The organism is Sorangium sp. So ce836 (assembly GCF_028553905.1).
Taxonomy (GTDB): Bacteria; Myxococcota_A; Polyangia; order Polyangiales; family Polyangiaceae; genus Sorangium; species Sorangium cellulosum_D.
Map to the genome: position 1 here is coordinate 8,441,136 of NZ_CP102233.1, position 21,506 is coordinate 8,462,641.

Consider the following 21,506-nt stretch of genomic DNA (forward strand, 5'->3'; position numbering starts at 1 on the left):
TTGATGACGTGCCAGCGGCCGCCGGCCCCGCAGGCGCCGGCAACTGAGTGCGGCTGCCGCAAAAAGTAGCCGGCGAAGGACGACTCTGCAGCTCCCGGGGGGAGCAGCTGCCCCTGTCGCCGCCAAGCGAGAGCTCCTCGGGCGGAGCATGCCTGTCGTGCTGCGGAGGAGCCCCGGGAGGACCCGAGATCGCTCAATCCACCTCGGAGGCCACCTCGGAGGCCACCTCGGAGGAGCTCCAAAGAGCGAATCCTGCGCGGCGCACCCACACGCACCGCAGGATTGCCACCCGCCGTCCGGCGGCGCCACCTCGACGCGATCTTTCCGAGGTGGTCGGCCGGAGCTTCTCCTTCGGTGACGACGCAGCGCACGGAATTTTCGCCCCTCTCGTCTCGACGGTGCGCATCGGATTGCGCTGCTACGCAGCCGCCGGCGCAGTCGCTCCGTTGCTCAGGCGCTCGGTGACGCCGCGGCGCGCGGTTGCTCATTAGCTCGGCGGCGCGCGGTTGCGCGCGAACTGCCCAGCTCGCGCGGCGCGCGCCATCGACTCGCCACGAAGCGGGGGTTGCGTCCGCCCTCCTTCGTCGCGAACGGCCCGCGGATTGCAATCTCCGCGGCGCATGAAGCCTCGCACCCAGCAGAACCTCCGCTCCAATCACCCGTTCGCCGGCCGCAGGGCTGTGGTGATCGGTGGGAGCATTGCGGGCTTGGTCGCAGCCCGCGTGCTCGCCGACCATTTCGACGAGGTGGACGTCATCGAACGCGACAGCATCCCCGACGACCTCCGCGAGGCCCGCAAGGGCGCGCCGCAGGCCCGCCACCTCCACGGCCTGCTCGCCCGGGGAGAGCGCATCCTGAACGACCTCTTCCCCGGGTTCACCGAGGACCTGATCCGGGACGGGGCCGTCGCCTACGACTTCGGGGTCGGCCTCGCCTGGCACCACCTCGGCGCGTGGAAGCCGCGCTTCGAGACCGGCGTGCAGACCGTGTGCATGACCCGGCCGCTGCTCGAGGCGCACGTGCGCCGACGCACGTTCGCGCTGCCCGGGGTGCGGCGCCTGGACCAGCGCGAGGTGATCGAGCTCTCGGCCTCCCCCGATCGCTCCCGGATCACCGGCGTCGTGGTCCGGCGGCGCGACGCGCCGGGCGGCGTCGAGGAGCTGCCGGCGGACCTCGTGGTGGACGCCAGCGGCCGCGGCTCGCGCGCGCCGGCGTGGCTCGAGGCGCTCGGCTACGCGCGGCCCGCCGAGTCGACCATCCAGGTCCGGGTCGGCTACGCCGGCCGGCAGTACCGGCCGCGGGATCCGGCCGCGCTCCCGTGGACGTCGCTGTACGTCCTCGGCTCGCCGTCCGACAGCCGGCGCTTCGGCAGCATCGCGCCGGTCGAGGGCGGGCGCTGGCTCGTGGTGCTCGCGGGCCTGTTCGACGATCACCCGCCCGCCGATCCCGACGGCTTCCTGGAGTTCGCGCGGGGCCTGCCGAACGACGCGGTCTACCGCGCGCTGCTCACGGCCGAGCCGCTGACGGACGTCGCCACGTACAAGTTCCCGGCGCACCTCCGGCGGCACTACGAGCGCATGGCGCGGCTGCCCGAGGGGTTCGCCGTGCTGGGCGACGCGCTCGCGAGCTTCAACCCCGTTTACGGGCAGGGGATGACGTCGGCCTGCCTCCAGGCGCTCGCGCTCGACGCCGCGCTCGCGGAGCAGCGCCGCCGCGCGGGCCCGGGCGCGATCGCGGGGCTCGCGCGCCGCTACCACGCGGCCGCGGCGAAGGCGGTCGATCTGCCGTGGCAGATGTCCACCGGCGAGGACCTCGCCTACCCCGAGACCGAGGGCCGGCGGCCGCTGCTCCAGCCGATCCTGCGCTGGTACACCGGCATGCTGCACCGCGCTGCGCAGGTCGATCGCGAGGTCTACGTGCGCTTCGTGCGCGCGATGCACATGCTCGACGGGCCCGAGGCGCTCCTGGATCCGGGCCTGATCCTGCGCGTGCTGCGCGCGGGGCGGTCAGCCTCCGCGCGCGCGGCGGCCCCGGCCGCCCCGGCCCACCGGCAGCCCGCCCGCGCCTGAGCGGCCGCGGCCGCCGCCCGGCTCCGGCCGCGTGGCGGCGGGCGCCTCCACCGGCGTGGACGCTGGCGCCGCCAGGCGCGAGCGAGCCTCTCGCGGCGCCGACCCCCGACACCCGCAGGACCTCTGGACGAGCGCCTCCCCGCGACCTCGCGCGGCGGCGGGGCGTTGCCTGCCCGTCGTGTTCTGGTAAGAGTTGCGCGCCTTTACCCATCACCGCTCGGCGCGCGAGGCGGCCCCTCGCGGAGGCAGGACATGACCGAACCGATGAATCCGCTGCTGGAGCTCGTCACCCGCGATCGAGCGCACGACTGCGATGGGTATGGCCAGGCGAACGTCTGCGTGCGGGTCGTGGGCGTCGCCGAGCTGCCGACGCGCGCCGGACATTTCCGCATCGTCGCGTTCTGGAACAACCGCGACGCCAAGGAGCACATCGCGATGGTGCACGGCGACGTCGTCGGCGCCTCGAACGTGCCGACACGGCTGCACTCCGAGTGCCTCACCGGCGACGTCATGGGCTCGCTGCGCTGCGACTGCCGCGATCAGCTCCTCGAAGGGCTGAAGAAGATCCAGAGCATGGAGCGGGGCATCCTGCTCTATCTGCGCCAGGAGGGCCGCGGCATCGGGCTCATCAACAAGATCCGCGCGTATGCGCTGCAGGACCAGGGGCTCGACACGGTCGAGGCGAACCTGGCCCTCGGCTTCCGCGACGACGAGCGCGACTACGCCGTCGCGGCGCACATGCTGCACAGCCTGAACGTGAGATCGATCGAGCTCATCACGAACAACCCGAACAAGGTCCAGCAGCTCAAGCAATACGGGGTGTCCGTGACCGGGCGCATCCCGCACGTGATCCCGCCGAACGATCACAACCGCTTTTATCTGGAGACCAAGGCGAAGCGGTCAGGCCATTTCATCGACACGTGGGGCAAGCCGCACCTGACCGAGCAGAGCGATCCGGTGGTGGTCGACGGGATGTCGCCGCCCGACTCCGAGCGGCCCCCCGCGAGCTGAGCGCCCGCGGGAGGGGGCCCGGGCCGAGCATCGTCGGCGCCCGCCGGCCCTCGTCGATGTCGACAGGGCTTCGCGGGGCGCCGCGCGGCGCTGTCGCGATCGTGTCAGGGCGCGTCGATGAGGCGGCGCACCCGGCCCGCGTGGGGGCTCGACGGGAACTGCGCGAGGAACGCCTCGGCGCGGGCGCGCGCGCCGCCTGCGCGCCCGCTGCGCAGCAGCGCGTCGATCGCGACGAGCTCCCGCTCCGCCGCGAGCCGGCCGTCCGGGAACTCGGCCCGGTGCTCGTCGAGCAGGGCGAGCGGCGCCTCCGGCGACCGCGCGAGCACCGCCCTGATCTCGGCGAGCCGCCCGGCCTCCCGGAGCAGCTCGTCGCGCTCCAGCAGGGCCGCCCGCGGCGCGGCCGGCCCAGGCGCGGCCCCGCCCTGGCCCGCGCCCCGCGGGGGCGGCTGCCCGGGCGCGGCGGTCCGAGGCGGCGGCCCTTCGCCCGGCACGAGCGGCACAGGCGCTCCGAGCGCTTGCTCGCTGCAGCCTGCGAGGAGGACGGGGAACGCGGCGGCGAGGCCTCCCGCGATCCATCGATGGCGTGACGAATGGTGAACGACGTGCATGTCGCCGGACTCCTTATGGGCCGAGCTCGCGGATCTCCGCGGACACGGGCGCGCTCGGTTGCGCATGCCCGTTCCCGGCCGCAGCTCGCCGTCGCCGATGCCGCGGTGGCGGCACGGCGTGGTCGACGTGTTCGGTTCGCGCTCCAGCAACACCGGCTCGAGCGCCAGCATCCATGGCTGACGGGTGTAGTGTAAAATTGAAGTTGGGATTGTCAACTCTGCTTACATCGATCGTCGGAAAGCAGCGCGATGCCTTGTCGAAGGCGTCGGTTGGCCCATTGAGCACCTCTGGCTCAAAACGTGCCCAAACCGTGCCCATGACGCGCTCAAGACGTGCTTACAACGCGCTCAAGACGTGCTTAAAACGTGCCGGCGACGCCCGCGCCGACGCCGCCCCTCGCGGGTGCGAGCGAGATTCGGAAACCGTGCGTGTCGGGCCCGGAAATGCCCCGGCGCGGCCCGTGAAACAGAACCGGAATCAGCACGCCGGTGGCGGAGCCGAGCACGGCGCCCGTGAGCACATCGGTGAAATAATGGCGATCGCCGGCGATGCGCAGGTAGCCGGAGAGCGCGGCGAGCGCCACGCCGTTCGCCCACACCCACGGCGCCGCGCGGTATCCGCGCATCGACGCCACGGTGCCGCTCGCGGCGGCGAGGGCGAACGTGGCCGTGGCGTGGCCGGAGAAGAACGAGAGATGGTCGTCGTTCGGGAGGGGGCCCGAGAGGCCCTCACCGGGGCGGAGCACATCCGGGTTGTCGAAATGGGAATAGGGCCGCTCGCGGCCGACGATGTACTTGGTGACCTGGTTCAGGCCCATCGCCACCACCGTCGCTTCGGTGACGATCACGAGGTCGGCGGCGATGTTCTCGGAGCGCCCGTCGTACCACGCGGCGAGCGCGGTGAGGCCCAGCGCGGCGACGGGCGCGACGGCGAGGACCGTCACATTGCTGAGGTCATGGGCGGTGTTCGGGTTGCCCCTCCACACGAGCGCGTCGCGGACCGACGTGTCGAGCGCGTTCGCCGCGCACCAGCGGCACGGCTCGGGGGCGAGGCCCTTCTTCGCGAGCTCGGAGGCGACCCACGCGGCGCCGCCAACGACGGCGATGGGCAGATCGATCTCCGCCCGGTACGCGAGCTCGGGAGGCGGCTCGGCGGCGGCGGCGGCGGGCGACAGGGCGACGAGGAAGGCGGGCAGAGCGATCGCGGCGGTACGCACGGAGGGGCGGGAGCGTACTCTGGGCGGGTCAGGCGCGCGACGGCCCCGGCGCGGCGAGCAGCAACCCGTCGAGCAGGCGCGCGTGGGCGTCGTCGACCATGCGCCGGAGCTCCACCGGACCGGCCTTGGACAGCGCCCCCGACGCCGCGAGGGTCGCGAGGCCGTGGTGCATCGCCCAGATCGGGACCGCCAGCGCCATCGGATCGCCCGGCGGGAACGCCCCGGCGCGCTGCGCCTCCTCGATGAACCCGAGGAGCAGGCCGAGGCTCCGCGAGGTGGCCGCCGCGACCCGCGGGTCGTCGGCGTCCACCTCGCTGGAGTACATCACGTGGAAGGGCGCCGGGTGCTCCAGCGCGAAGCGGACATACGCGTAGCCGGCGGCCAGGAAGCGCGCCCGGAGCTCGCCCCCGGCCTGCTCGAGGGCGGCCGCGATCTGCGCGGCGAGCCCCGTGCTCGCCTGCACGGCGAGCTCCGTCATCAGGGCGCGCTTGTCCGCGAAGTGGCGGTACGGCGCGGCGTGCGAGACGCCGATCCGCCGCGCGACCTCGCGCAGCGTGAAGCTCGCGTTCCCCTGCTCCTCGATGAGCGCGAGCGCCTCCTCCAGCACCGCGCGCCGGAGGTCGCCGTGGTGATAGGGCCGCTCGACGGAGCGCGACGCGGGAGCAGGGGGGGTGCGCGCGCGCGGACGGCGGCGCCTTGCGGGGGGAGCCACAGCGCAGGGGCACGATACCACGAAGACCGGCCGCCAGAGGGCCCGCGGGGCGGGCTCGAAGAAAATGTAGACGGCGGAAACTTTCCGGATGTTGTCACTGTCATCATCGGGCGCGCGGCGGCCCCTGGGGGCGCGTCGCGCGGCACGTCCCGTCCACTTCACCCCGTCCAGGAAAGGAGCCCCGTATGTCCGAGCCCCGTCGATCCCCCGAGCGCGAACGCCTCCTCGCCGCCGTGGAGCGCGTCCGCGGCGTCGCCGTCGCCCACGCCGAGGCGTCCGAGCGGCTGCGCACGCTCGCGCCCGCGGTCGTCGATGCGCTGCAGTCGAGCGGCCTCTTCGCGATGGCGGCGCCGCGCGCGGTCGGCGGCGCGGAGAGCGATCCGCTGACGCAGCTGGAGGTCTTCGAGGCGATGGCGCGCGCGGACACGTCCGCGGGGTGGTCGCTGATGATCAGCGCGCTGCTCGCCGCCCTCGCCGGGGGCACCTTGGCCGACGAGGGGGCGCGGCAGGTGTTCGCGGGGCCGTTCCCCTCACTCGCGGGGCTGCAGGTCCCGAGCGGGCTCGCGCGGCGGGTCGCCGGCGGGTACGTCCTCGAGGGCCGCTGGGCGTTCGGCAGCGGCGTGCGGCACGCGCGCTGGGTGTTCACCGGCGCGATCGTGGCGCCGGAAGGCGGGGCCCCTCCGGCGGGGCCGCCCGAGATGCTCAGCCTCGCCGTCCCGATCGAGCAGGTGGTCGTCGAGGATACGTGGGACGTCGCCGGCTTGCGCGGCACCGGGAGCGATCACTACCGGATCGAGGGCGCGTTCGTGCCCGAGGCGCTGACGTGCGCCTTCCCTGGCGCCCCGCGGCGGCGCGGCGGCGCGCTCTACGCGATCCCCCTCGTCGCGCTGCTCGCGGCCGGCCACGTCGGCTTCGCGCTCGGCGTCGGGCGGCGCGCGCTCGACGAGATCGCCGCGGTGGCCCCGCGGCGCATCAAGGCGTGGCCGCAGCTCGCGCTGGGCGGCCACGCGGCCTTCCACATGGACCTCGGGCGCGCGGAGGCGAAGCTCGCCGCGGCGCGCGCGTACGCGTTCGACGCGCTCGGGCGGATGTGGGACCGGGCGCGCGCGGGCGAGGCGCTCGCGATCGAGGACTGGGCGGAGATCCGGCTGGTCCAGACGTACGTGACCGAGGTCGCCGCGGAGGTCGCGGGCTTCGCCTACCGCGCTGGCGGCGGGAGCGCGCTATATGCGGCGAGCCCGCTGCAGCGCTGCTTCCGCGACATGCACGCGGCGACGCAGCACATCGCCGCGACCGACGACGCGTACGAGTTCGCCGGGCGCGCGCGGCTCGGGATCGCCGAGCTGCACCCGCTGCTCGCCCCGCGAGCGGCCGCGGGCGGCGATCGGGACTGACTCAGCCGGCGTGAAGGATCCGAAGGCGATCGGGCTCCGCCGGATCTCGATCAACGACTTGGACTGGCGGCCAAGCCCATTGCCAAACGCTGATGCCTGGCGTGCGGGAGAGCTGGATCTGCCCGCGGGTGCCTTCGACCGCGACGCGCGCCCAGGATTCGGCGGTGCGCGCCCGGTCCGCGCCGCCAGAACGCAGCACATCGGCGAGGACGGCGACCGTGTCGTAGCCCTCGAAGGCGACGAACGAGGGAGCTTCGGCCAGCCGCTCGCGCAGCGCCGTCGCGACTCGGGCACCGAGCGGGCTGAGGCGCTCGGGCAGGTAGCGCAGGAACGGGATCGCGGCGCCGTCGGCGCCCAGCAACCTCGCCCATTCGGCGAACTCCGGTTGCCCGGCCGGAGCACCCATCATGATCTCGGCGAGGCGCTGGTCGCGGCGGACAGCCTTGACGATCGACACCGCCGGCTCCGGGTAGCCGACCAGAAGAAGGAGGGCTGTCGCGCGATTGTCGACGAGCTCGTCGCGCACGGCCGCGGGGGTGAGCGCGCGCATGTCGAGCTCGATGACGGTGCCGCCGCGTGGAGCGAGGTGGTCCCGCAGGATGCGGGCCCCAGACGCCCAGTAGACGCTCGAATCGGCTGCTACGGCGACGCGCCTGTGGCCCGCCCCGAGGAGGAAGCTCGCGTAGATCCGCCAGCCGTGGGACTGCGCCGGGGCGAGGCGCGCGACCCATTCCGTTGGCTGTTCGGTGAGCGCGTCGAGAACCGCTGACGAGCAGAGGAACGGCAGGCCGAGGGCGTTGGCCCTGGCGGCAGCGGCGCGAGCGGCGACGCTGTGATATTCCCCCGCCAAGGCAGCCACGCCCAGGCGAGCCAATTCATCGACGGCCGCCGCGGCCCTCTGTGGATCAGCCGCGGTGTCTCGGACCACCAGCTCGAGCGGTCTTCCGACGATCCCGCCGGCGTCATTGGCTTCGCGAACGGCCAGCTCGAGTCCAGCGAGCAAGTGCCGGCCTGCCTCGACCCAGCTGGGCCGAGTCAGCGGAACGAGAGCGCCGATCTGGACGGGTGATCCGTCGGTCCGCTCCGCTCCAGGTGGCGACAGCGGCGTACTCATGCGTTGGCGTCTCTCCGCCTGGCCGGCCCGTGCGCGGTTTTCTTTCCCTCGCGGCCCGCCGTCAGATCACGCCGAGCGCGATCATGGCGCGTGCGACCCGCAGGAACCCCGCGACGTTCGCGCCAATCACATAGTTGCCCGACACGCCGAGCTCCTCGGCCGTGTCGTAGCACGTGCGATGGATGTTCGTCATGATCTCGGCGAGCCGCTTTTCGGTGTGCTCGAACGACCACGAGTCACGGCTCGCGTTCTGCTGCATCTCGAGCGCCGAGGTCGCCACGCCGCCGGCGTTCGCCGCCTTGCCCGGGCCGAACGCCACCCCGGACTCGAGGAAGACGCGCACGCCCTCGGGCGTGGTGGGCATGTTCGCGCCCTCGGCGACGGCGCGACACCCGTTCTTCACCAGCGTCGCCGCGTCGCGCGCGTTCAGCTCGTTCTGCGTCGCGCAGGGGAGGGCGATCTGGCACGGCACCTCCCAGACGTTGCCGCCCGACACGAAGCGCGAGCGCCGGCCGCGCCGCGTCGCGTACTCGCCGATGCGAGCGCGCTCGACCTCCTTCACCTGCTTGAGCAGCGCGAGATCGATGCCGTCGGGGTCGTGCACGTAGCCGCTCGAGTCCGAGCACGCAATCACGTGGGCCCCGAGCTGCTCCAGCTTCTGGATCGCGTAGATCGCGACGTTGCCCGAGCCCGACACCACGCACGTCTTGTCCGCGAGCTTCTCGCCGCGCGCCCGCAGCATGTCGGCGACGAAGTAGACGGCGCCGTAGCCGGTCGCCTCCTTGCGCACCAGCGAGCCGCCCCAAGCGAGGCCCTTGCCGGTGAGCACGCCCGACTCGTAGCGGTTCGTGAGGCGCTTGTACTGCCCGAACATGTACCCGAGCTCGCGCTCGCCCACGCCGATGTCGCCCGCCGGCACGTCGGTGTACTCGCCGAGGTGGCGGTGGAGCTCGGTCATGAAGCTCTGGCAGAAGCGCATGATCTCGCCTTCGGACTTCCCCTTGGGGTCGAAGTCCGCGCCGCCCTTGGCGCCGCCGATCGGCATCCCGGTGAGCGCGTTCTTGAAGACCTGCTCGAAGCCGAGGAACTTGATGGTCCCGAGGTAGACCGTCGGGTGGAAGCGGATGCCGCCCTTGTAGGGGCCGAGCGCGCTGTTCACCTGCACACGGAAGCCGCGGTTCAGCTGCACCTCGCCGCGGTCGTCGACCCACGGTACGCGGAAGATCACCTGGCGCTCGGGCTCACAGATGCGCTCGATGATCTTCTGCCGCGTCAGCTCGGGGTGCTTCGAGAGCACCGGGCCGAGGGACTCCAGGACCTCACGGACGGCCTGGTGGAACTCCGATTCGCCGGGGTTGCGGCGAACGATCTGCTCGAAGAGTGGCTCAACTTTCTCGTCCAAATGCACCATGTCGCGGGAGGTATACACCGGCCAGGCGCGCTGTGCATTCGCCGTCGCCATCGCACCCGATTGTTCGGAGGTTGCAGCCCGCCCATCAGGGCAGCATCAGTGTCAAATTGCTGATACGATGTAATTCTCAGGAGGATGGCGGACCGCGGGAGGCACCTTCTGTCCCCTGACGCGGGCGTGGCTATTCGCCCTTGACATCGTATCGCGCTGAGCATCGCGAAGGGGCGCAGGTAACCGAGCTCACTGCACTCGGGCGAACGAGGAAGGGCGCGGCGACGGAAGGCCGCAGACAGCATGCAAGGGGGACCATCGTAGGGACTCAGGGAGACTGGGGTGAGTCCTCGCCCTGGCCCCCCCCGAGCGCCAGGAGCTCGTGTGCTCGCGCGCGCGTGAGCACCGCCGGCACAGCGTTCAAGCACGCGCGCGCGTCCCCCTGTGGACGGGGCACGTCACGTCGGTCATCCGCAGGTGCCACACCGCTGTGTCGCGGCTACTTGAAGATCTTCATGTGGGGACGCGCCATCAAGCGGTCCACGTAGGCCTCCAGCTTGGGCCGCCCCGGCGGCGCGCCCCACAGGCGCTTCCAGATGAACATCGAGCCGATCATCACGTCCGCCGCGGTGAACCAGTCGCCGAACAGGTACGGACCGTCCCCGAGCTCGCCCTCGACGACGTCCATGGCCGTCTCGAAATTCGTCCACCCCCGCTGCGGCAGCGTCTCGACCTTCATCAGGTGATCGCTCATCGCGCACGCCAGCGCGAGATCGCAATGCAGTGAGCGCGGGCCCGAGGGGTTGAGTTCGCTCAGGACGGAGAAGTTGCTCGGAGCCGGAGGTGCACGGACAGGAGCCGAGGCGGGTCGTTCCTGGCGGCCTCTGCGTCGCGCCACTCGCCCAGGTGGACGAGCTCGTACCCGGACGACAGAGCGGCATTCACGTACTCGGAGACATCGTGCAGGAACGCAGGCACGCGCTCGGGCTCGCCCGTCTCCCGGTTGACGAAGTTGGCCTGACCTCCGCGCATCTGCCGCATGGGGTGCAGCTCGCACAGGAAGAGCTCGCCGCCTGCGCGCAGGGCGCGCGCGGCCTCGGCGAAGATCGCGTCGACATGCTCGATGTGCTCCAGCACGAGCATGGCAATCACCACGTCGAACGAGCCGAGAGCGGCCGGCCAGGGAGAGCGGATGTCGTGCTGCACGAACCGGACGCGGGGGGAGCCCACGCGCGCCCTCGCCTGCCGCAGCATGCCTTCGGAGAAATCCAGCGCGAGGACGCTCCCCGCGCGCTCGGCGAGCCACTGCGTGTTGAGCCCCGTGCCGCAGCCGATCTCGATCACGTCGCGGCCGGCGATCGTCAGGCCCCGCGCCCGGAGGACCGCGGCCGAGAGCTCGCGGGTCCGGTTGGGGTCGTCATCGTACGTCGCGGACCAGCGATCGTACGCGGTGGCGATCTCGGGCTTGCCCGGAGAGGTGGACATCCGCGGCCTCCCTACAACCCGAGCTCGGTCAGCCCCGGATGATCGTCCGGACGGCGGCCGAGCGGCCAGTGGAACTTCCGATCTTCCGCAGCGATGCGCGCGTCATTGATGCTCGCCTCGCGCCGCCGCATCAACCCGTGCGCGTCGAACTCCCATTGCTCGTTGCCATGGGACCGGTACCAGTTCCCGCTGTCGTCGTGCCATTCGTAGGCGAAGCGCACCGCGATCCGGTCGCCCGTGAACGCCCAGACCTCCTTGATCAGGCGGTAGTCCAGCTCCCGCTGCCACTTGCGGTGCAGGAACGCCTCGATCGCCTCCCTGCCCTGGAAGAACTCGGCCCGATTCCGCCAGCGGCTATCGACGGTGTACGCCAGCGCCACGCGCGCGGGCTCCCGGCTGTTCCAGGCGTCCTCGGCCAGCCGCGCTTTCCGGGCGGCGGTCTCGGCGGTGAAGGGCGGCAACGGCGGACGCGACGCGGCAGGATCCTGGCTCACGGTGCACCTGCGCGAACCTTCGTCGAATCGCCCGTCCCGGGCAACCCCTTTTCGCGCTCGGGGGGCTCTCCCGCTCCCCTCCTCCCGCCCACACGCGCGGCCGCCGCTCGGGCTCGCCGCCCCGGGGAATCGTCGCCGCAGGCCCCGGTGCGGGCGCCCTGGAGGAGCCGCGGCGGGGCTTGACGCTCGCGCCGTCGAGGAGAACTCGTTAGAGTTGCTCTGCGCTTGGAGACGCCCGCGCGCTCGATGGCACGATGACCCTCCCGGAAGCACCTCGGCGACACGACCGCGGCGCGGGCCGCCGGCCTCGCGGCCGCAGCGAGCCCGCTCCTCCGGAGGTGGCCGGCCCGGACGGCGCGGCGCTGGCGGGCCGTCGCGCCCGGGGCGCGGGGCCGTGAGCTCCGATCCGCCGGGCGCCGACTACCTCGACGCGATCTTCGCGGCGATCCGCGGGGGCGCGGCCCAGCTCACGGCGATGAAGGCGTGGCTCGGCAGCGCCCAGCGCGCCGCGTCCTCGTCCTCGTGGCGCTTTCAGTTCCTCGCCGCCGCGCGCGCGGCGCACCGGCGAGCCGGCGCCTACCTCGACGAGACCGAGGAGCGGCTGCGCCGGCTCGGCCCCGACGATCAGGTCCCGGCCCCGCTCGACCGGCTCCCGAGGAACGTCGCCGCGATGCGCGCGGATCTCCGCGCCGAGGAGCAGCACCTGCATCGCCTCGAGACGGAGGCCACCGCCCGGCACGAGGCGAGCTCTGGCGCGCGAGGGAAGCGGAGCGCCTCCTAGCCTCGACGTGGCGCGTCTTCGAGGATGTGGGCCAGTAGATGTGGGTCAGTACAAGAGGCTGCGCGAGCTCAGCCGGGGGCCGGCGGCTTGCGGGCTTCGCGGCCTTCGGGCCCCCGGCGGGCGCCGGGGGCGGCGCGCCGAAGCTGGCTCAGCGCGGGAGGGGCATCCACGCGCCGTCCGTCGGAACGTGGATGTGCGCGGGCAGGCGCTTCGTCGCGGCGCGCTGAACGAACGCCGTGACCGGCTCGCGGTAATGGCCAAAGGTGGTGTGGTGGATCGGGATCACGTGGCGGGGGCGGAGGAGCGCCGCGGCGGCGACGGCCTCCTCGGCGTCCATCGTGCGGAGGCCGCGCGCGCCGTCGACCCCCACCGCGCCGAGGTGCGGCAGCCACAGGTCGATGGGCGCAAAGCGGGCCGCCACCGCGCGCATGGGATCGGTGAAGACCGAATCGCCGGTCCAGTAGATCGAATAAGGCGTCGCGCCCTCCCAGCGCAGCACATACCCGTTGCCCTTTCCGAGCGTCGCGTCGAGCGCCGCATCGTGGGAGTGGTTCGCCGGGACGGCGAGGATCCGGAGGCGGCCGGCGCGGGTCGGAATGACCGTCTCGCCGTCCCAGTCGAGCGGCGTCAGCCTGGTGAACCCCGCGGCGCGCGCGGCGTCGGCCGCGTCGGGCGGGACGACGAAGGTGACGTCCTTCGGGAGGATCTCTCTCGCGACCGCATCGAAGTGATCGGCGTGGTTGTGGCTGAGGAGGATGACGTCGAGTCGCCCGAGCGGCTCCGCAGGAGGATCCGTGTAGCGGGCGACCGGCGCGTTCTCGACGCCGGTCGACGGGTGCTTCGGGAGGACGAACACGGCAGGCCCGCGCGGCCCGAGGACGGGATCGGTGAGGAGCCGGAGCCCGTCGCGCTCGAGGATCGCCGTCGGACCGCCGCGCCACTGGAGGCGCCCGCTCGATGCCTCGGCGTCGGCCGCCGCGCCGGCCGACGGCTCGACGCCGGCCGACGCAGCGGCCGGCGGGGCGCTGGCGTCGGCGCGGTTCGCCGGCGCGCATGCGGCCAGCGAGAGCGCGAGCAGCGGCGCGGCGAGGGCCGCCGCGCGCGCCGGCGGCGTCCGCGGGAGGCGCGCCGACCGCTGGCCGGGGCGGGGCACCGCGCCGGCGCGGTGAGGGCTCGAGGGCTGCTCGGCACGCCCCACCGGCATGCTCGGGACACACTGGATCTGGTTCATCGTCGTCGCCTCCCTGGCCGCGCGGTGGCGAGGAGCACCTCGGCGAGGGAACGCGCGCGCGCGGCCGCGCCCGGTCCCCCCTCGCGGACGGCGGTCACCGTCGCGCCGTCGATCAGAAGCAGGAGCTGCGGCGCCAGCGCGGCGGCGTCCGGCACGCCGGCCTCGCCCAGGAGCCCCTCGAGATAGTCGATGAGCCGCTGCTTGTGGCGCTGCGACGCCTCGTGGGCGGGGTGGCTCCGGCTCGCGACCTCGACCATCGTGTTGAGGAACGCGCACCCGCGGAAGTCGTTCGCGGCGAACCGCTCGGAGAGCGCGTCGAAGACCGCGAGCGGCCGGTCCCGCGGGTCGCTCGCGAGGGCCTCGACGCGCCCGGCCAGCCACGCGCGAAAGCGCGCGTCGCGGGCGTCGAGCACCGCCACGAGCAGCTCGTCCTTGGTCCGGAAGTGGCGATAAAAGGTGGCCTTGGCGACGCCCGCCTCGGCGATCAAGCGATCGACGCCGACGGCGCGATACCCCTCCGCGTAGAAGAGGCGCTCCGCGACCTCGAGGATGTGGCTCCGGGCGTCGCTCACGCCCCTGATTAATACAGACAGGTCTGTCTTGTCAAGGGCGCATGACCGCCGGCCCGCGCGGTCGGCGAGAGCGCTGGCTGCGCGCGCCGGAGATCTGTCCTGGGCCGCGTCGGCGTGCTGGCGCGGCGGCGCCGGCCGGGCCCGCGACGCCGCCGCGCGGCCACTTCCGGGCTCACTCGACCTCGATCAGGAGCTCGCTCGCCGAGAGCACGATGGCCCTCGAGTCCACGACATTGCTGTTCACGACGGCGACCACGGCGGCCTTGCGACACGAACGTTCAAGCAAAAAGCAGCTCGCGCGCACGCGAACGCGGCTCGCGCGCGCCGATAGACCGAACAGCTTGACTATCGGTCTTGCCGTCCTAACCTGAGCTCGTTCACCATCATCAAACGCGGCGCGTGACCCGCAGAGGGGTGGCTCGTGAACTCCGGACATCTGGTTACGCCCAAGCTTCGGCTCGTGAGGCCGCTCGGACAAGGAGGGATGGGGAGCGTCTGGGTCGCCGACCACCTCTCCCTCGGGTCGCAGGTCGCCGTGAAGTTCATGGCCCCGGAGATCGCGCATAGCGCCGGGTTCGCCGAGCGCTTCCGGCGCGAGGCGATGACGGTGGCGCAGCTCAAGAGCCCCCATGTCGCACAGGTGTTCGATCAGGGCGTGACGGAGGCGGGGGTGCCGTACATCGTCATGGAGCTGCTCGATGGCGAAGATCTGAAGAGCCGTATTCATCGCCTCGGCCCGATGTCGCTCCATGAGCTCGCGTGCGTCGTGAGGCACGTCGCCAGGGCGCTGGGGCGCGCGCACCAGCTCGGCATCGTCCACCGCGACATCAAGCCGGAGAACATCTTCCTCACGGCCCTCGAGGACGAGGGCGAGCTCTTCGTCAAGGTGCTGGACTTCGGCGTGGCCAAGCAGCCGGTGAGCTGCGATCAGGGCATGACGTCGACGGGGAGCTCGTTCGGGACGCCGCTTTACATGAGCCCGGAGCAGCTCCTCAGCGCCAAGCACGTCGACTCCCGCGCGGATCTGTGGGCGCTCGGCGTCGTCGGGTACTATGCCATCACCGGCCGGGTGCCGTTCGCAGGAGAGACCCTGGGCGCGCTCTCCGTGGCCATCCACGCCGGCGTGTTCCCCCTCCCCAGCGTCATGAGACGGGACGTCCCGCACGCCTTCGACGCCTGGGTCACGAAGGCGCTGCAGCGCGATCCGGCGGCGCGGTTCGGGTCGGCCAGGGAGATGGCCGGCGCGCTCGATCAGTCGCTCTTCAGCCTCGCGCTCGCTCCGACGCTCGCGGCCGGCGCGCTCGCCACGCCGCTGCAGTGGCCGCCGCCGTTCCCGCCGGCCGAGCGGGCGGCGCACACGCAGGTCCCCGACAGCGCGGGGCCGCCGCACAGCGGTGGCCAGGCGCGGACGTTCCGCGGGCTCGTCCTGCCGCGCCCGCGCGCTGGACGAGCCCGCGCCGGGTTCCGGCTCGCGGTGGGCGCCGCGCTCGCGGGGGCTGCGGCGCTCGGGCTCACCGTCTTCTTCAGGCAGGGTGACCTCCAGGCGCAGGGATCGCCCGCCGCCGAACGCTCGGCCGCGCTCGAGGCGCCCGGGCACCGGGCCGCGCCATCCGAGCCGCCGCGGCCCGCCCAGGTCGCGCCGCCCGAGCCGCCGCTCGTACGACCCGCAGAGGAGCCTCAGCCAGCACCGACCAGCGCTCCGCCCTCGACGCCGCCCCCGCGCCCGGCCGCCTCCCTCGCGCCGTCCCCTGCCCTGCCTGCGCCCGTGACGGCCAGGCGAGCCGCTCCGCCGAACCCGGGGCCCGCCGCGACGACGAGCGCGCGGGCCGCCGTGGACAGGATCGGCTTCTGAACGGCTCGCCGTGGCGCGGCGGCGCGCTTCTTCAGGGGACGCCGATCTCGACCTTCAGGGGACGCTCATCTCGAACGCCACGCCGTAGTTGGGCTGGGCCTTGCCCGTGACCGAGCCGACGAACGGATCCGAGTCGCGCAGCTGACCCCAGCGCGTCGTGCCGCCCGGCATCGCGCTGCCGTCGGTCGTCGCCGCGTAGCCGACCATCACGCCGGAGGCGGGGAGGTTCCGCGCCGTGATCTCGACCGAGTCGCCGTCGATCTCGACGCCGGTGATCTCGATCCGGGTGTTGCCGCTCCAGAGCTCGAAGCCGCGGCCTTGCGCCCACTCGGTGAGCGCCGTCTGGTGGGGAGACGGCAGCGCGGTGTCCCACGCGAGCGGCGGCACCGGGACGTGGAAGTGCACGGTGACGACGTTGCCGCTGCGCTCGACCCGCGTCGGCTGGAGCGGCTGCCAGTCCTTCCCGAGGACGACCTTCTCGAAGTAGACCTGGCCGTATTTCTCGCCGAGCTGCTGGTACCCGTTCGCGTTGAGGTGGATATGATCGTTCGCGTACGGATACTGGTACTTCGGCCCCGAGCAGAGGACGTCGCCCGGGTGGCTCACGCCCACGTGCCACTGCGCCAGGGTCGACGTCGACCGCGAGCCCGCCTCGAGGGGCACCGAGTGCTGCTGGGACACCAGCATCGGGATGCTCCGCGTCTGCCCGGTGAGCGGCGGGATATCCTGGTTGTAGTCGGACCACAGCTTGACCAGATCGCCCTCGTAGGTCGAGCTGCCGGCGTCGGCCTCGCCGTGCGTGATGATGATGGCGCCCACGCCGAACGTCTTGCCGGCCTTGCTGGCGAGCTTCGCGATCGCCTCGGCCTCGAACAGCGTCGCCGCGTACGCGCGGCCCATGGTCGTGTCGCCGCTGACCACCTCGGTGGCGCCCTTCCGGAGGACGCTCATCGGCTGCCCGCTCTCGCCGACGACGGTGTGCACCGTGACGTGGTCGCCGACCATCGCGGCCTTCGCCAGCGACGAGATCTGATCGGCCATCGCCGTGTGCGGCGTCTCGCCGTAGAGGTTCTTCGGGTAGGCGCTCGGGTACGTCGTCGCGAAGGGGCGGATGGGCTCGACGAGCGGCACCAGGGAGAGGGCGCTGCTCTCCGGGTCGAACGGGGGCACGCTCGCGTTCCCGAGGGACAGCTTGAGGTTGTCGAAGCGCTGCTGCGTCCCGATGGGCGGGTTCGCCTCGGCGCCGACCGACAGGCTCTGTCCCGTGCCGACGATGCCGGTCCAGTCCCAGGCCGGCGCCGGCGTCACGCTGCCGCCCGAGCCGCCGGCGCCCGCCGCGTCGCCCCCGGTGCCCGCGCCGCCCCCGCCGTCCGCCGCGCCGCCGGAGCCGGTCGAGGCGCTGGCGCCGCCGGCGCCGCTCCCGCTGCTCGTCGCGCTCTGGCCGCCGGAGCCGCCGTCGCCCCCAGCGCCGGAGGAGGACCCGCTCGATGAGTCGCACCCGATCCCCATCAGGAGAAGCGCGAGGATACCTGATGAGCTGAGGCCCAAGAACAAAGGTTTTCGCATGAGTGGCTCCTTGTCGCCGCACGAGCTGGGCCGCGCGGTCCCCGCGTCCGGGAGGGTGGCTCACCGATCCTCGCGATCAAGGTGGGCCTGCGATGCTGCGAAGGCGATCCAAGCTGGCGTCAGGCAAGGTTATCCAGGGCCGCGGCCCAGGACGCGGGCTGTGGTGTGCGGTAGGCGCGTAAGAGAACCGAACCGGTTCAGTTTGTCAAGTTTTCTGTGGAGCGACCTGCGACTCGGCAGGATCTCGGCGGGAGAGCGTGCCAGCGAGCGTGACATGTCACGGTGCGAGCGTGACATGTCACGCCCTCGATCGTGACGACTCGTGGCCGCTCTCCCAGCCGCCCCGCCCAGCACCCCGGCCAGGCACGCGCGATCAGCCGCATTCTTCGGCCTGACGGCGCCGCCGCGACGCGAAGGCGCGGCGCTCGTCCATGTCGCGGAGCACGCGCACGAGGCGGCATACGCCTTGCCTGACTGCGCGCAGGCTCGGTACACACCCGAGCTCCTGACCAGATCACCCCCGCTATTTCCTTGAATCAACGCTGAGCATTCCACCCTTCTTGGAGGTGCCATGACGAATTCACATGAAGGTAGCTCGCCGCGAGGCGCGCCGGTCCTTGTCATGATGTCCGCTGCCTTCGCGCTGCTGTCTGGCTGTTATTCGGCCGTCGACGCGGGGGACGCCGAGCCCGTCCAGGAGGCCATCTCCGGCCTGACCCTGACCGGCCAGACATTCCGGTCGGTGAGCTTCTCCAGCGGGACGCCGTCGGAGAGGTGCCGCGTTCCGCCGGTCGATCCGAGCGCGACGCCCAAGGTGCCCATCTTCGCTCCGAACACGCAGATCACCATCAAGCGCCGCGGCCTCCTGATGGGCATCTGCACGGTCGAGTCGACGACGAGCAGCGATCCTACCGTGTTCGAGATGAACGAGGTCGCGTACGGCAATCGGGTCTACTGGGCGCTGTACGACGACCCGACGCCGCCGTACACGACGTTGCCGGAGATCGAGGTGTCGAACGAGTACGCGCCGGGGGCCGCGCCCGCGCTCGCCGCGCCCGCCACCAGCATGGCCGACGCGCAGACGACCTCGTGGACCAACCACGGAGTCATGGAATACACCTACCGGAGCCCGAGCGCGGGCGTCGTGTACACGGTCGCCCACCCCACGGAGCGGGGTGCGTTCGACCAGGTGAAGCTCATCCATGAGTCCGACACGACCCGGAACGGCGTGTGGGCGGTCGCGATCAACGGGAACTCGCAGTCAGGGGCGACGCAGAGCTATCATATCACCTCGACCCAGATCAGCCCGCTCAGCTTCCCCGGGATGAACACGTTCATCACCGACCCGCTCCCCTATTCCGTGTCGTTCCACGCCAGCTCGGACTCGAGCTGCGTCAACACGCACGTCCGGGTCGGCGGCCGCATGGAGGCCGCCTTTCGCCAGGGGATGGCGGAGATCGTGCGCGACGAGCTCGCCAGCGTCGCGTCGGGCCTGACCGTCACGTGGTCGCGGGGGTGCGACGCAGGGGCCGGCCTGGACAATTTCGTCAACAAGATGGCGCGCCGTTCCCGTGGGGTGCAGATCGAGCAGCGCTTCAGCGAGATCGGCGGCGTCCCGGCCCGCCGGGACGCCGTGGCGCGCGCCGTCAAGTCCGTGTACGACTGCCTGCTCGACGCGCCCGACGTCCTGTCCGAGTCGCCCGGCGACCCCGCCAACCCGACGACGTTCCTCGCGGACAGCGTGGACGCGTCGTACGCCGGCGGCAGCGTCTGCCCGCGCTTCGTCGCCGAGGTCGACCTCGTGAAGACGGCGAGCGGGCACACGCACTCGATCCGACCCACCGTGTGCGAGGCCGGCGATCAGGTGCACGTCGACTACTACTGGTACAACGAACCCCAGGTCGCTTACGAGCGGCTCGGCGGAGGCGACATCACCTACGACGCCGCCTGCACGCCGACTTACGCGGTCGACAACGTGAACTTCCAATTCGACTACATCGATCCCGGCAACCTGGCGATCGGCAGCTCGGGCAAGACGCGCATCCGCGCGGTCGCGCGGGCCAAGAGCGCGGGCGGCGCGCTGAAGGCCGTCAGGTTCGAGATCGATTGACCCCGGTCCCTCCGCGACGTCGCTGGCTCGCCCTGCTCGACCTCTCGACGACGAGCGACGATCCCTTGTAAACAGCCTGACGGCGGGCGACACCACGAGGCGCTCACGTTGCGCCGTAGGGCGGCCCCCACCCGGCCGGCGGCGCCCCGAACCCCGGCGGCGCCCCGAACCCCGGCGGCGCCCCGCCGTCGCCCCGGCGCCGCCCTCGTTCAGGTGGAACTGCACCCGCTGCTTCGCCTCGTCGAAGCACACCCCGCTCAGCTGCTCGCCGATCAGGGGCCGCCCCTCGAGCTCCCGGAAGCGCTCCTCCAGGTCGAGCCTCAGCCTCGGAATCACGAGCGGCTCATCCTCGGACAGCTGCTGCGCATCGCCGCGGAGGCGGTCGAGCCTGCCCAGGCGCCCTCGGATCGCCTTGACGTTAGCATGCTAGCATTCTACCATGCGTTGTACATGGCGGACGACGTGAAGCAGTTCAACGTGTATCTGCCGACCGAGCTGATTCGCGAGGTCAAGCATCACGCGGTCGACACCGAGCAGTCGCTCTCGGCGATCGTGGCCGCCGCGCTGCGCGCCTACCTCGACGAGCAGCGACGCAAGCGGAGGAAGCATGGAGACTGAGGGCATCGAGGGCCTGCTCATCGAGACCCACAACTGGGGCAAGACGGTCGCGTTCTGGCGGGGCCTCGGCTACGAGCTCGATTTCGAGACCGATCACCACTCGGGCCGCCTGCGCCACCCCCGCGGCGGCCCCTACATCTTCGTCGCGGAGCGGCCGAGCGACCGCGCGCTGCAGGTCCTGCCGGTGGTCGCCGTCGTCGACCCCGCGCGGTTCTCGCCGCCGAGCGCCGGCGCCGTCCTTCGCCCGTTCGAACCGCAGCATTGGCCCGTGCTCGAGATGCTGCTCGCCGATCCCGACGGTCGTCCGATCAGCGTGCAAGCGCCGCTCGAGGCGGCGGAGTAGACGAGAGGAACATCATGCCTGACAAGCCGATGACGGGAGCAGATGCCACGGCGGTGCGTGTGGCCCTGTGGCGAGCCATCCACGTCCAGAACGACGCGCCGCCGCACGTCCTCGAAGACGACGTTGGCCTGAAGCTGGCGGCCCCGGACGACGGCTGGCGCCAGCGTCCGGACATGAACCCAGGAGCCACGAGCCGCTTCCGGGCCTCCATCGTGGCCCGCGCTCGCTTCATCGAGGACCTCGTCGTGGAGCAGGCTGGCCGCGGCGTCCGCCAGTACGTCCTCCTCGGCGCCGGTCTGGACACGTTCGCCCAGCGCAGGCCGGAGATCGCCTCTCGCCTCCGGGTCTTCGAGGTCGACCGGCCTGGCCCTCAGGCCTGGAAGCGGCAGCGCCTCATCGAGCTCGGCTTCGGCGTCCCGGACTGGCTGCGGCTCGTGCCGGTCGACTTCGAGGCGGGCTCCCCCCTCTGGGAGCAGCTGGCGAGCGCCGGCTTCGACGCGTCCCAGCCGGCGATCGTGGCGTCCGCCGGCGTCAGCATGTACCTCACCAGGGACGCGAACCTCGCCTCGCTGCGCCAGGTCGCGGCGCTCGCCCCGGGCTCCACGCTGGCCCTGACGTTCATGCTGCCCCTCGAGCTCGTCGAGCCCGAGGTGCGCCCCGCCACCGAGTGGGCGCACAAGGGAGCGCGAGCGGCCGGCACGCCCTTCCTCAGCTTCTTCACGCCGCCCGAGATCCTGGCGCTCGCGCGCGACGCCGGCTTCAAGGACGCGCAGCACGTATCGGCGGCCAGCCTCGCCCAGCGCTACTTCGCCGGGAGGGCCGACGGCCTCCGCCCCGTGAACGGCGAAGAGCTGCTCGTCGCGGCGACCTAGCTCCGCCGACGCGGCCCGGCCCGGCGCATCCAGAAGATACACCAGGTGGAGTGGG

General features: G+C 72.2%; 20 protein-coding genes. 9 read left to right on the plus strand and 11 right to left on the minus strand.

Annotated elements, in window-relative coordinates; translation table 11 throughout:
* Positions 1-707 precede the first annotated feature (707 nt).
* Together NQZ70_RS30390 and ribA are read left to right on the plus strand one after the other, a co-directional pair.
* The gene (locus NQZ70_RS30390) at positions 708-2,069 is read left to right on the plus strand and encodes an NAD(P)/FAD-dependent oxidoreductase (RefSeq protein ID WP_237244181.1); all 1,362 of its coding nucleotides are present in this window, start codon (positions 708-710) and stop codon (positions 2,067-2,069) included.
* Positions 2,070-2,321: 252 nt separating this feature from the next.
* Positions 2,322-3,080, plus strand: a complete 759-nt coding sequence (ribA, locus tag NQZ70_RS30395) for a GTP cyclohydrolase II (RefSeq protein ID WP_129577349.1) — start codon at positions 2,322-2,324, stop codon at positions 3,078-3,080.
* A gap of 104 nt (positions 3,081-3,184) precedes the next feature.
* On the opposite strand, the gene NQZ70_RS30400 is transcribed toward ribA, so the two are convergent.
* The 3 genes from NQZ70_RS30400 to NQZ70_RS30410 all read right to left on the minus strand — a co-directional run bounded on the left by NQZ70_RS30400 (position 3,185) and on the right by NQZ70_RS30410 (position 5,617).
* Positions 3,185-3,688: a hypothetical protein gene (locus NQZ70_RS30400; RefSeq protein WP_129577350.1), complete on the minus strand. Its 504-nt coding sequence runs from the start codon at positions 3,686-3,688 to the stop codon at positions 3,185-3,187.
* A 359-nt stretch (positions 3,689-4,047) separates the two neighbouring features.
* Positions 4,048-4,905: a phosphatase PAP2 family protein gene (locus NQZ70_RS30405; protein WP_129577351.1), complete on the minus strand. Its 858-nt coding sequence runs from the start codon at positions 4,903-4,905 to the stop codon at positions 4,048-4,050.
* A gap of 28 nt (positions 4,906-4,933) precedes the next feature.
* Complete coding sequence (locus NQZ70_RS30410; protein WP_237244182.1) at positions 4,934-5,617, minus strand: TetR/AcrR family transcriptional regulator; 684 nt, start codon at positions 5,615-5,617, stop codon at positions 4,934-4,936.
* A 185-nt stretch (positions 5,618-5,802) separates the two neighbouring features.
* Here NQZ70_RS30410 and NQZ70_RS30415 point away from each other — a divergent pair, with 185 nt between their 5' ends.
* On the plus strand, positions 5,803-7,011 hold the full coding sequence (locus NQZ70_RS30415) for an acyl-CoA dehydrogenase family protein (protein WP_129577352.1): 1,209 nt from the start codon (positions 5,803-5,805) through the stop codon (positions 7,009-7,011).
* A 1-nt stretch (position 7,012) separates the two neighbouring features.
* On the opposite strand, the gene NQZ70_RS30420 is transcribed toward NQZ70_RS30415, so the two are convergent.
* The 5 genes from NQZ70_RS30420 to NQZ70_RS30440 form a co-directional block, all read right to left on the minus strand.
* On the minus strand, positions 7,013-8,125 hold the full coding sequence (locus tag NQZ70_RS30420; RefSeq protein WP_129577353.1) for an ABC transporter substrate-binding protein: 1,113 nt from the start codon (positions 8,123-8,125) through the stop codon (positions 7,013-7,015).
* Between the two features lie 61 nt (positions 8,126-8,186).
* Complete coding sequence (gene gdhA, locus NQZ70_RS30425) at positions 8,187-9,536, minus strand: NADP-specific glutamate dehydrogenase (RefSeq protein ID WP_129577354.1); 1,350 nt, start codon at positions 9,534-9,536, stop codon at positions 8,187-8,189.
* Between the two features lie 490 nt (positions 9,537-10,026).
* Positions 10,027-10,425, minus strand: coding sequence for a glutathione S-transferase C-terminal domain-containing protein (locus tag NQZ70_RS30430; protein ID WP_257792728.1), 399 nt, complete (start codon positions 10,423-10,425; stop codon positions 10,027-10,029).
* Positions 10,341-11,012 (minus strand): class I SAM-dependent methyltransferase, encoded by a 672-nt coding sequence (locus NQZ70_RS30435; RefSeq protein WP_129577355.1) that lies wholly within the window; start codon positions 11,010-11,012, stop codon positions 10,341-10,343. The genes NQZ70_RS30430 and NQZ70_RS30435 overlap by 85 nt, the downstream gene beginning before the upstream one ends.
* Positions 11,013-11,023: 11 nt before the next feature.
* On the minus strand, positions 11,024-11,506 hold the full coding sequence (locus tag NQZ70_RS30440; RefSeq protein ID WP_129577356.1) for a nuclear transport factor 2 family protein: 483 nt from the start codon (positions 11,504-11,506) through the stop codon (positions 11,024-11,026).
* Positions 11,507-11,900: 394 nt separating this feature from the next.
* Here NQZ70_RS30440 and NQZ70_RS30445 point away from each other — a divergent pair, with 394 nt between their 5' ends.
* Positions 11,901-12,287, plus strand: a complete 387-nt coding sequence (locus NQZ70_RS30445) for a hypothetical protein (protein ID WP_129577357.1) — start codon at positions 11,901-11,903, stop codon at positions 12,285-12,287.
* Positions 12,288-12,435: 148 nt separating this feature from the next.
* On the opposite strand, the gene NQZ70_RS30450 is transcribed toward NQZ70_RS30445, so the two are convergent.
* Both NQZ70_RS30450 and NQZ70_RS30455 read right to left on the minus strand, forming a co-directional pair.
* The gene (locus NQZ70_RS30450) at positions 12,436-13,518 is read right to left on the minus strand and encodes an MBL fold metallo-hydrolase (protein ID WP_237244184.1); all 1,083 of its coding nucleotides are present in this window, start codon (positions 13,516-13,518) and stop codon (positions 12,436-12,438) included.
* Positions 13,515-14,090 (minus strand): TetR/AcrR family transcriptional regulator, encoded by a 576-nt coding sequence (locus NQZ70_RS30455; protein WP_129577358.1) that lies wholly within the window; start codon positions 14,088-14,090, stop codon positions 13,515-13,517. The genes NQZ70_RS30450 and NQZ70_RS30455 overlap by 4 nt, the downstream gene beginning before the upstream one ends.
* Before the next feature lie 460 nt (positions 14,091-14,550).
* On the opposite strand from NQZ70_RS30455, the gene NQZ70_RS30460 reads away from it, so the two are divergent.
* Positions 14,551-15,942, plus strand: coding sequence for a serine/threonine-protein kinase (locus NQZ70_RS30460; protein ID WP_257792729.1), 1,392 nt, complete (start codon positions 14,551-14,553; stop codon positions 15,940-15,942).
* A 54-nt stretch (positions 15,943-15,996) separates the two neighbouring features.
* On the opposite strand, the gene NQZ70_RS30465 is transcribed toward NQZ70_RS30460, so the two are convergent.
* Positions 15,997-17,508 carry a dockerin gene (locus NQZ70_RS30465; RefSeq protein WP_165374246.1) on the minus strand — a complete coding sequence of 504 codons (1,512 nt, stop codon included), beginning with the start codon at positions 17,506-17,508 and terminating at the stop codon, positions 15,997-15,999.
* Positions 17,509-18,130: 622 nt separating this feature from the next.
* Here NQZ70_RS30465 and NQZ70_RS30470 point away from each other — a divergent pair.
* The 4 genes from NQZ70_RS30470 to NQZ70_RS30485 all read left to right on the plus strand — a co-directional run bounded on the left by NQZ70_RS30470 (position 18,131) and on the right by NQZ70_RS30485 (position 21,451).
* Positions 18,131-19,618 (plus strand): hypothetical protein, encoded by a 1,488-nt coding sequence (locus tag NQZ70_RS30470; protein WP_207217516.1) that lies wholly within the window; start codon positions 18,131-18,133, stop codon positions 19,616-19,618.
* Positions 19,619-20,068: 450 nt separating this feature from the next.
* Positions 20,069-20,236: a ribbon-helix-helix protein, CopG family gene (locus NQZ70_RS53500; RefSeq protein ID WP_129581665.1), complete on the plus strand. Its 168-nt coding sequence runs from the start codon at positions 20,069-20,071 to the stop codon at positions 20,234-20,236.
* On the plus strand, positions 20,226-20,579 hold the full coding sequence (locus NQZ70_RS30480) for a VOC family protein (RefSeq protein ID WP_129577361.1): 354 nt from the start codon (positions 20,226-20,228) through the stop codon (positions 20,577-20,579). The genes NQZ70_RS53500 and NQZ70_RS30480 overlap by 11 nt, the downstream gene beginning before the upstream one ends.
* Positions 20,580-20,593: 14 nt before the next feature.
* On the plus strand, positions 20,594-21,451 hold the full coding sequence (locus NQZ70_RS30485) for a class I SAM-dependent methyltransferase (RefSeq protein WP_129577362.1): 858 nt from the start codon (positions 20,594-20,596) through the stop codon (positions 21,449-21,451).
* The last annotated feature ends 55 nt before the right edge of the window (positions 21,452-21,506 follow it).

What these genes read in the sequence shown, in the direction of transcription:
- NQZ70_RS30485 (WP_129577362.1), top strand. Translation starts at nt 20,594, where the DNA reads ATGCCTGACAAGCCGATGACGGGAGCAGATGCCACGGCGGTGCGTGTG.
- NQZ70_RS30480 (WP_129577361.1), top strand. Translation starts at nt 20,226, where the DNA reads ATGGAGACTGAGGGCATCGAGGGCCTGCTCATCGAGACCCACAACTGG.
- NQZ70_RS30470 (WP_207217516.1), top strand. Translation starts at nt 18,131, where the DNA reads ATGATGTCCGCTGCCTTCGCGCTGCTGTCTGGCTGTTATTCGGCCGTC.
- NQZ70_RS53500 (WP_129581665.1), top strand. Translation starts at nt 20,069, where the DNA reads ATGGCGGACGACGTGAAGCAGTTCAACGTGTATCTGCCGACCGAGCTG.
- gdhA (WP_129577354.1), bottom strand. Translation starts at nt 9,536, where the DNA reads ATGGTGCATTTGGACGAGAAAGTTGAGCCACTCTTCGAGCAGATCGTT.
- NQZ70_RS30400 (WP_129577350.1), bottom strand. Translation starts at nt 3,688, where the DNA reads ATGCACGTCGTTCACCATTCGTCACGCCATCGATGGATCGCGGGAGGC.
- NQZ70_RS30435 (WP_129577355.1), bottom strand. Translation starts at nt 11,012, where the DNA reads ATGTCCACCTCTCCGGGCAAGCCCGAGATCGCCACCGCGTACGATCGC.
- NQZ70_RS30465 (WP_165374246.1), bottom strand. Translation starts at nt 17,508, where the DNA reads ATGCGAAAACCTTTGTTCTTGGGCCTCAGCTCATCAGGTATCCTCGCG.
- NQZ70_RS30420 (WP_129577353.1), bottom strand. Translation starts at nt 8,125, where the DNA reads ATGAGTACGCCGCTGTCGCCACCTGGAGCGGAGCGGACCGACGGATCA.
- ribA (WP_129577349.1), top strand. Translation starts at nt 2,322, where the DNA reads ATGACCGAACCGATGAATCCGCTGCTGGAGCTCGTCACCCGCGATCGA.
- NQZ70_RS30415 (WP_129577352.1), top strand. Translation starts at nt 5,803, where the DNA reads ATGTCCGAGCCCCGTCGATCCCCCGAGCGCGAACGCCTCCTCGCCGCC.
- NQZ70_RS30450 (WP_237244184.1), bottom strand. Translation starts at nt 13,518, where the DNA reads ATGAACCAGATCCAGTGTGTCCCGAGCATGCCGGTGGGGCGTGCCGAG.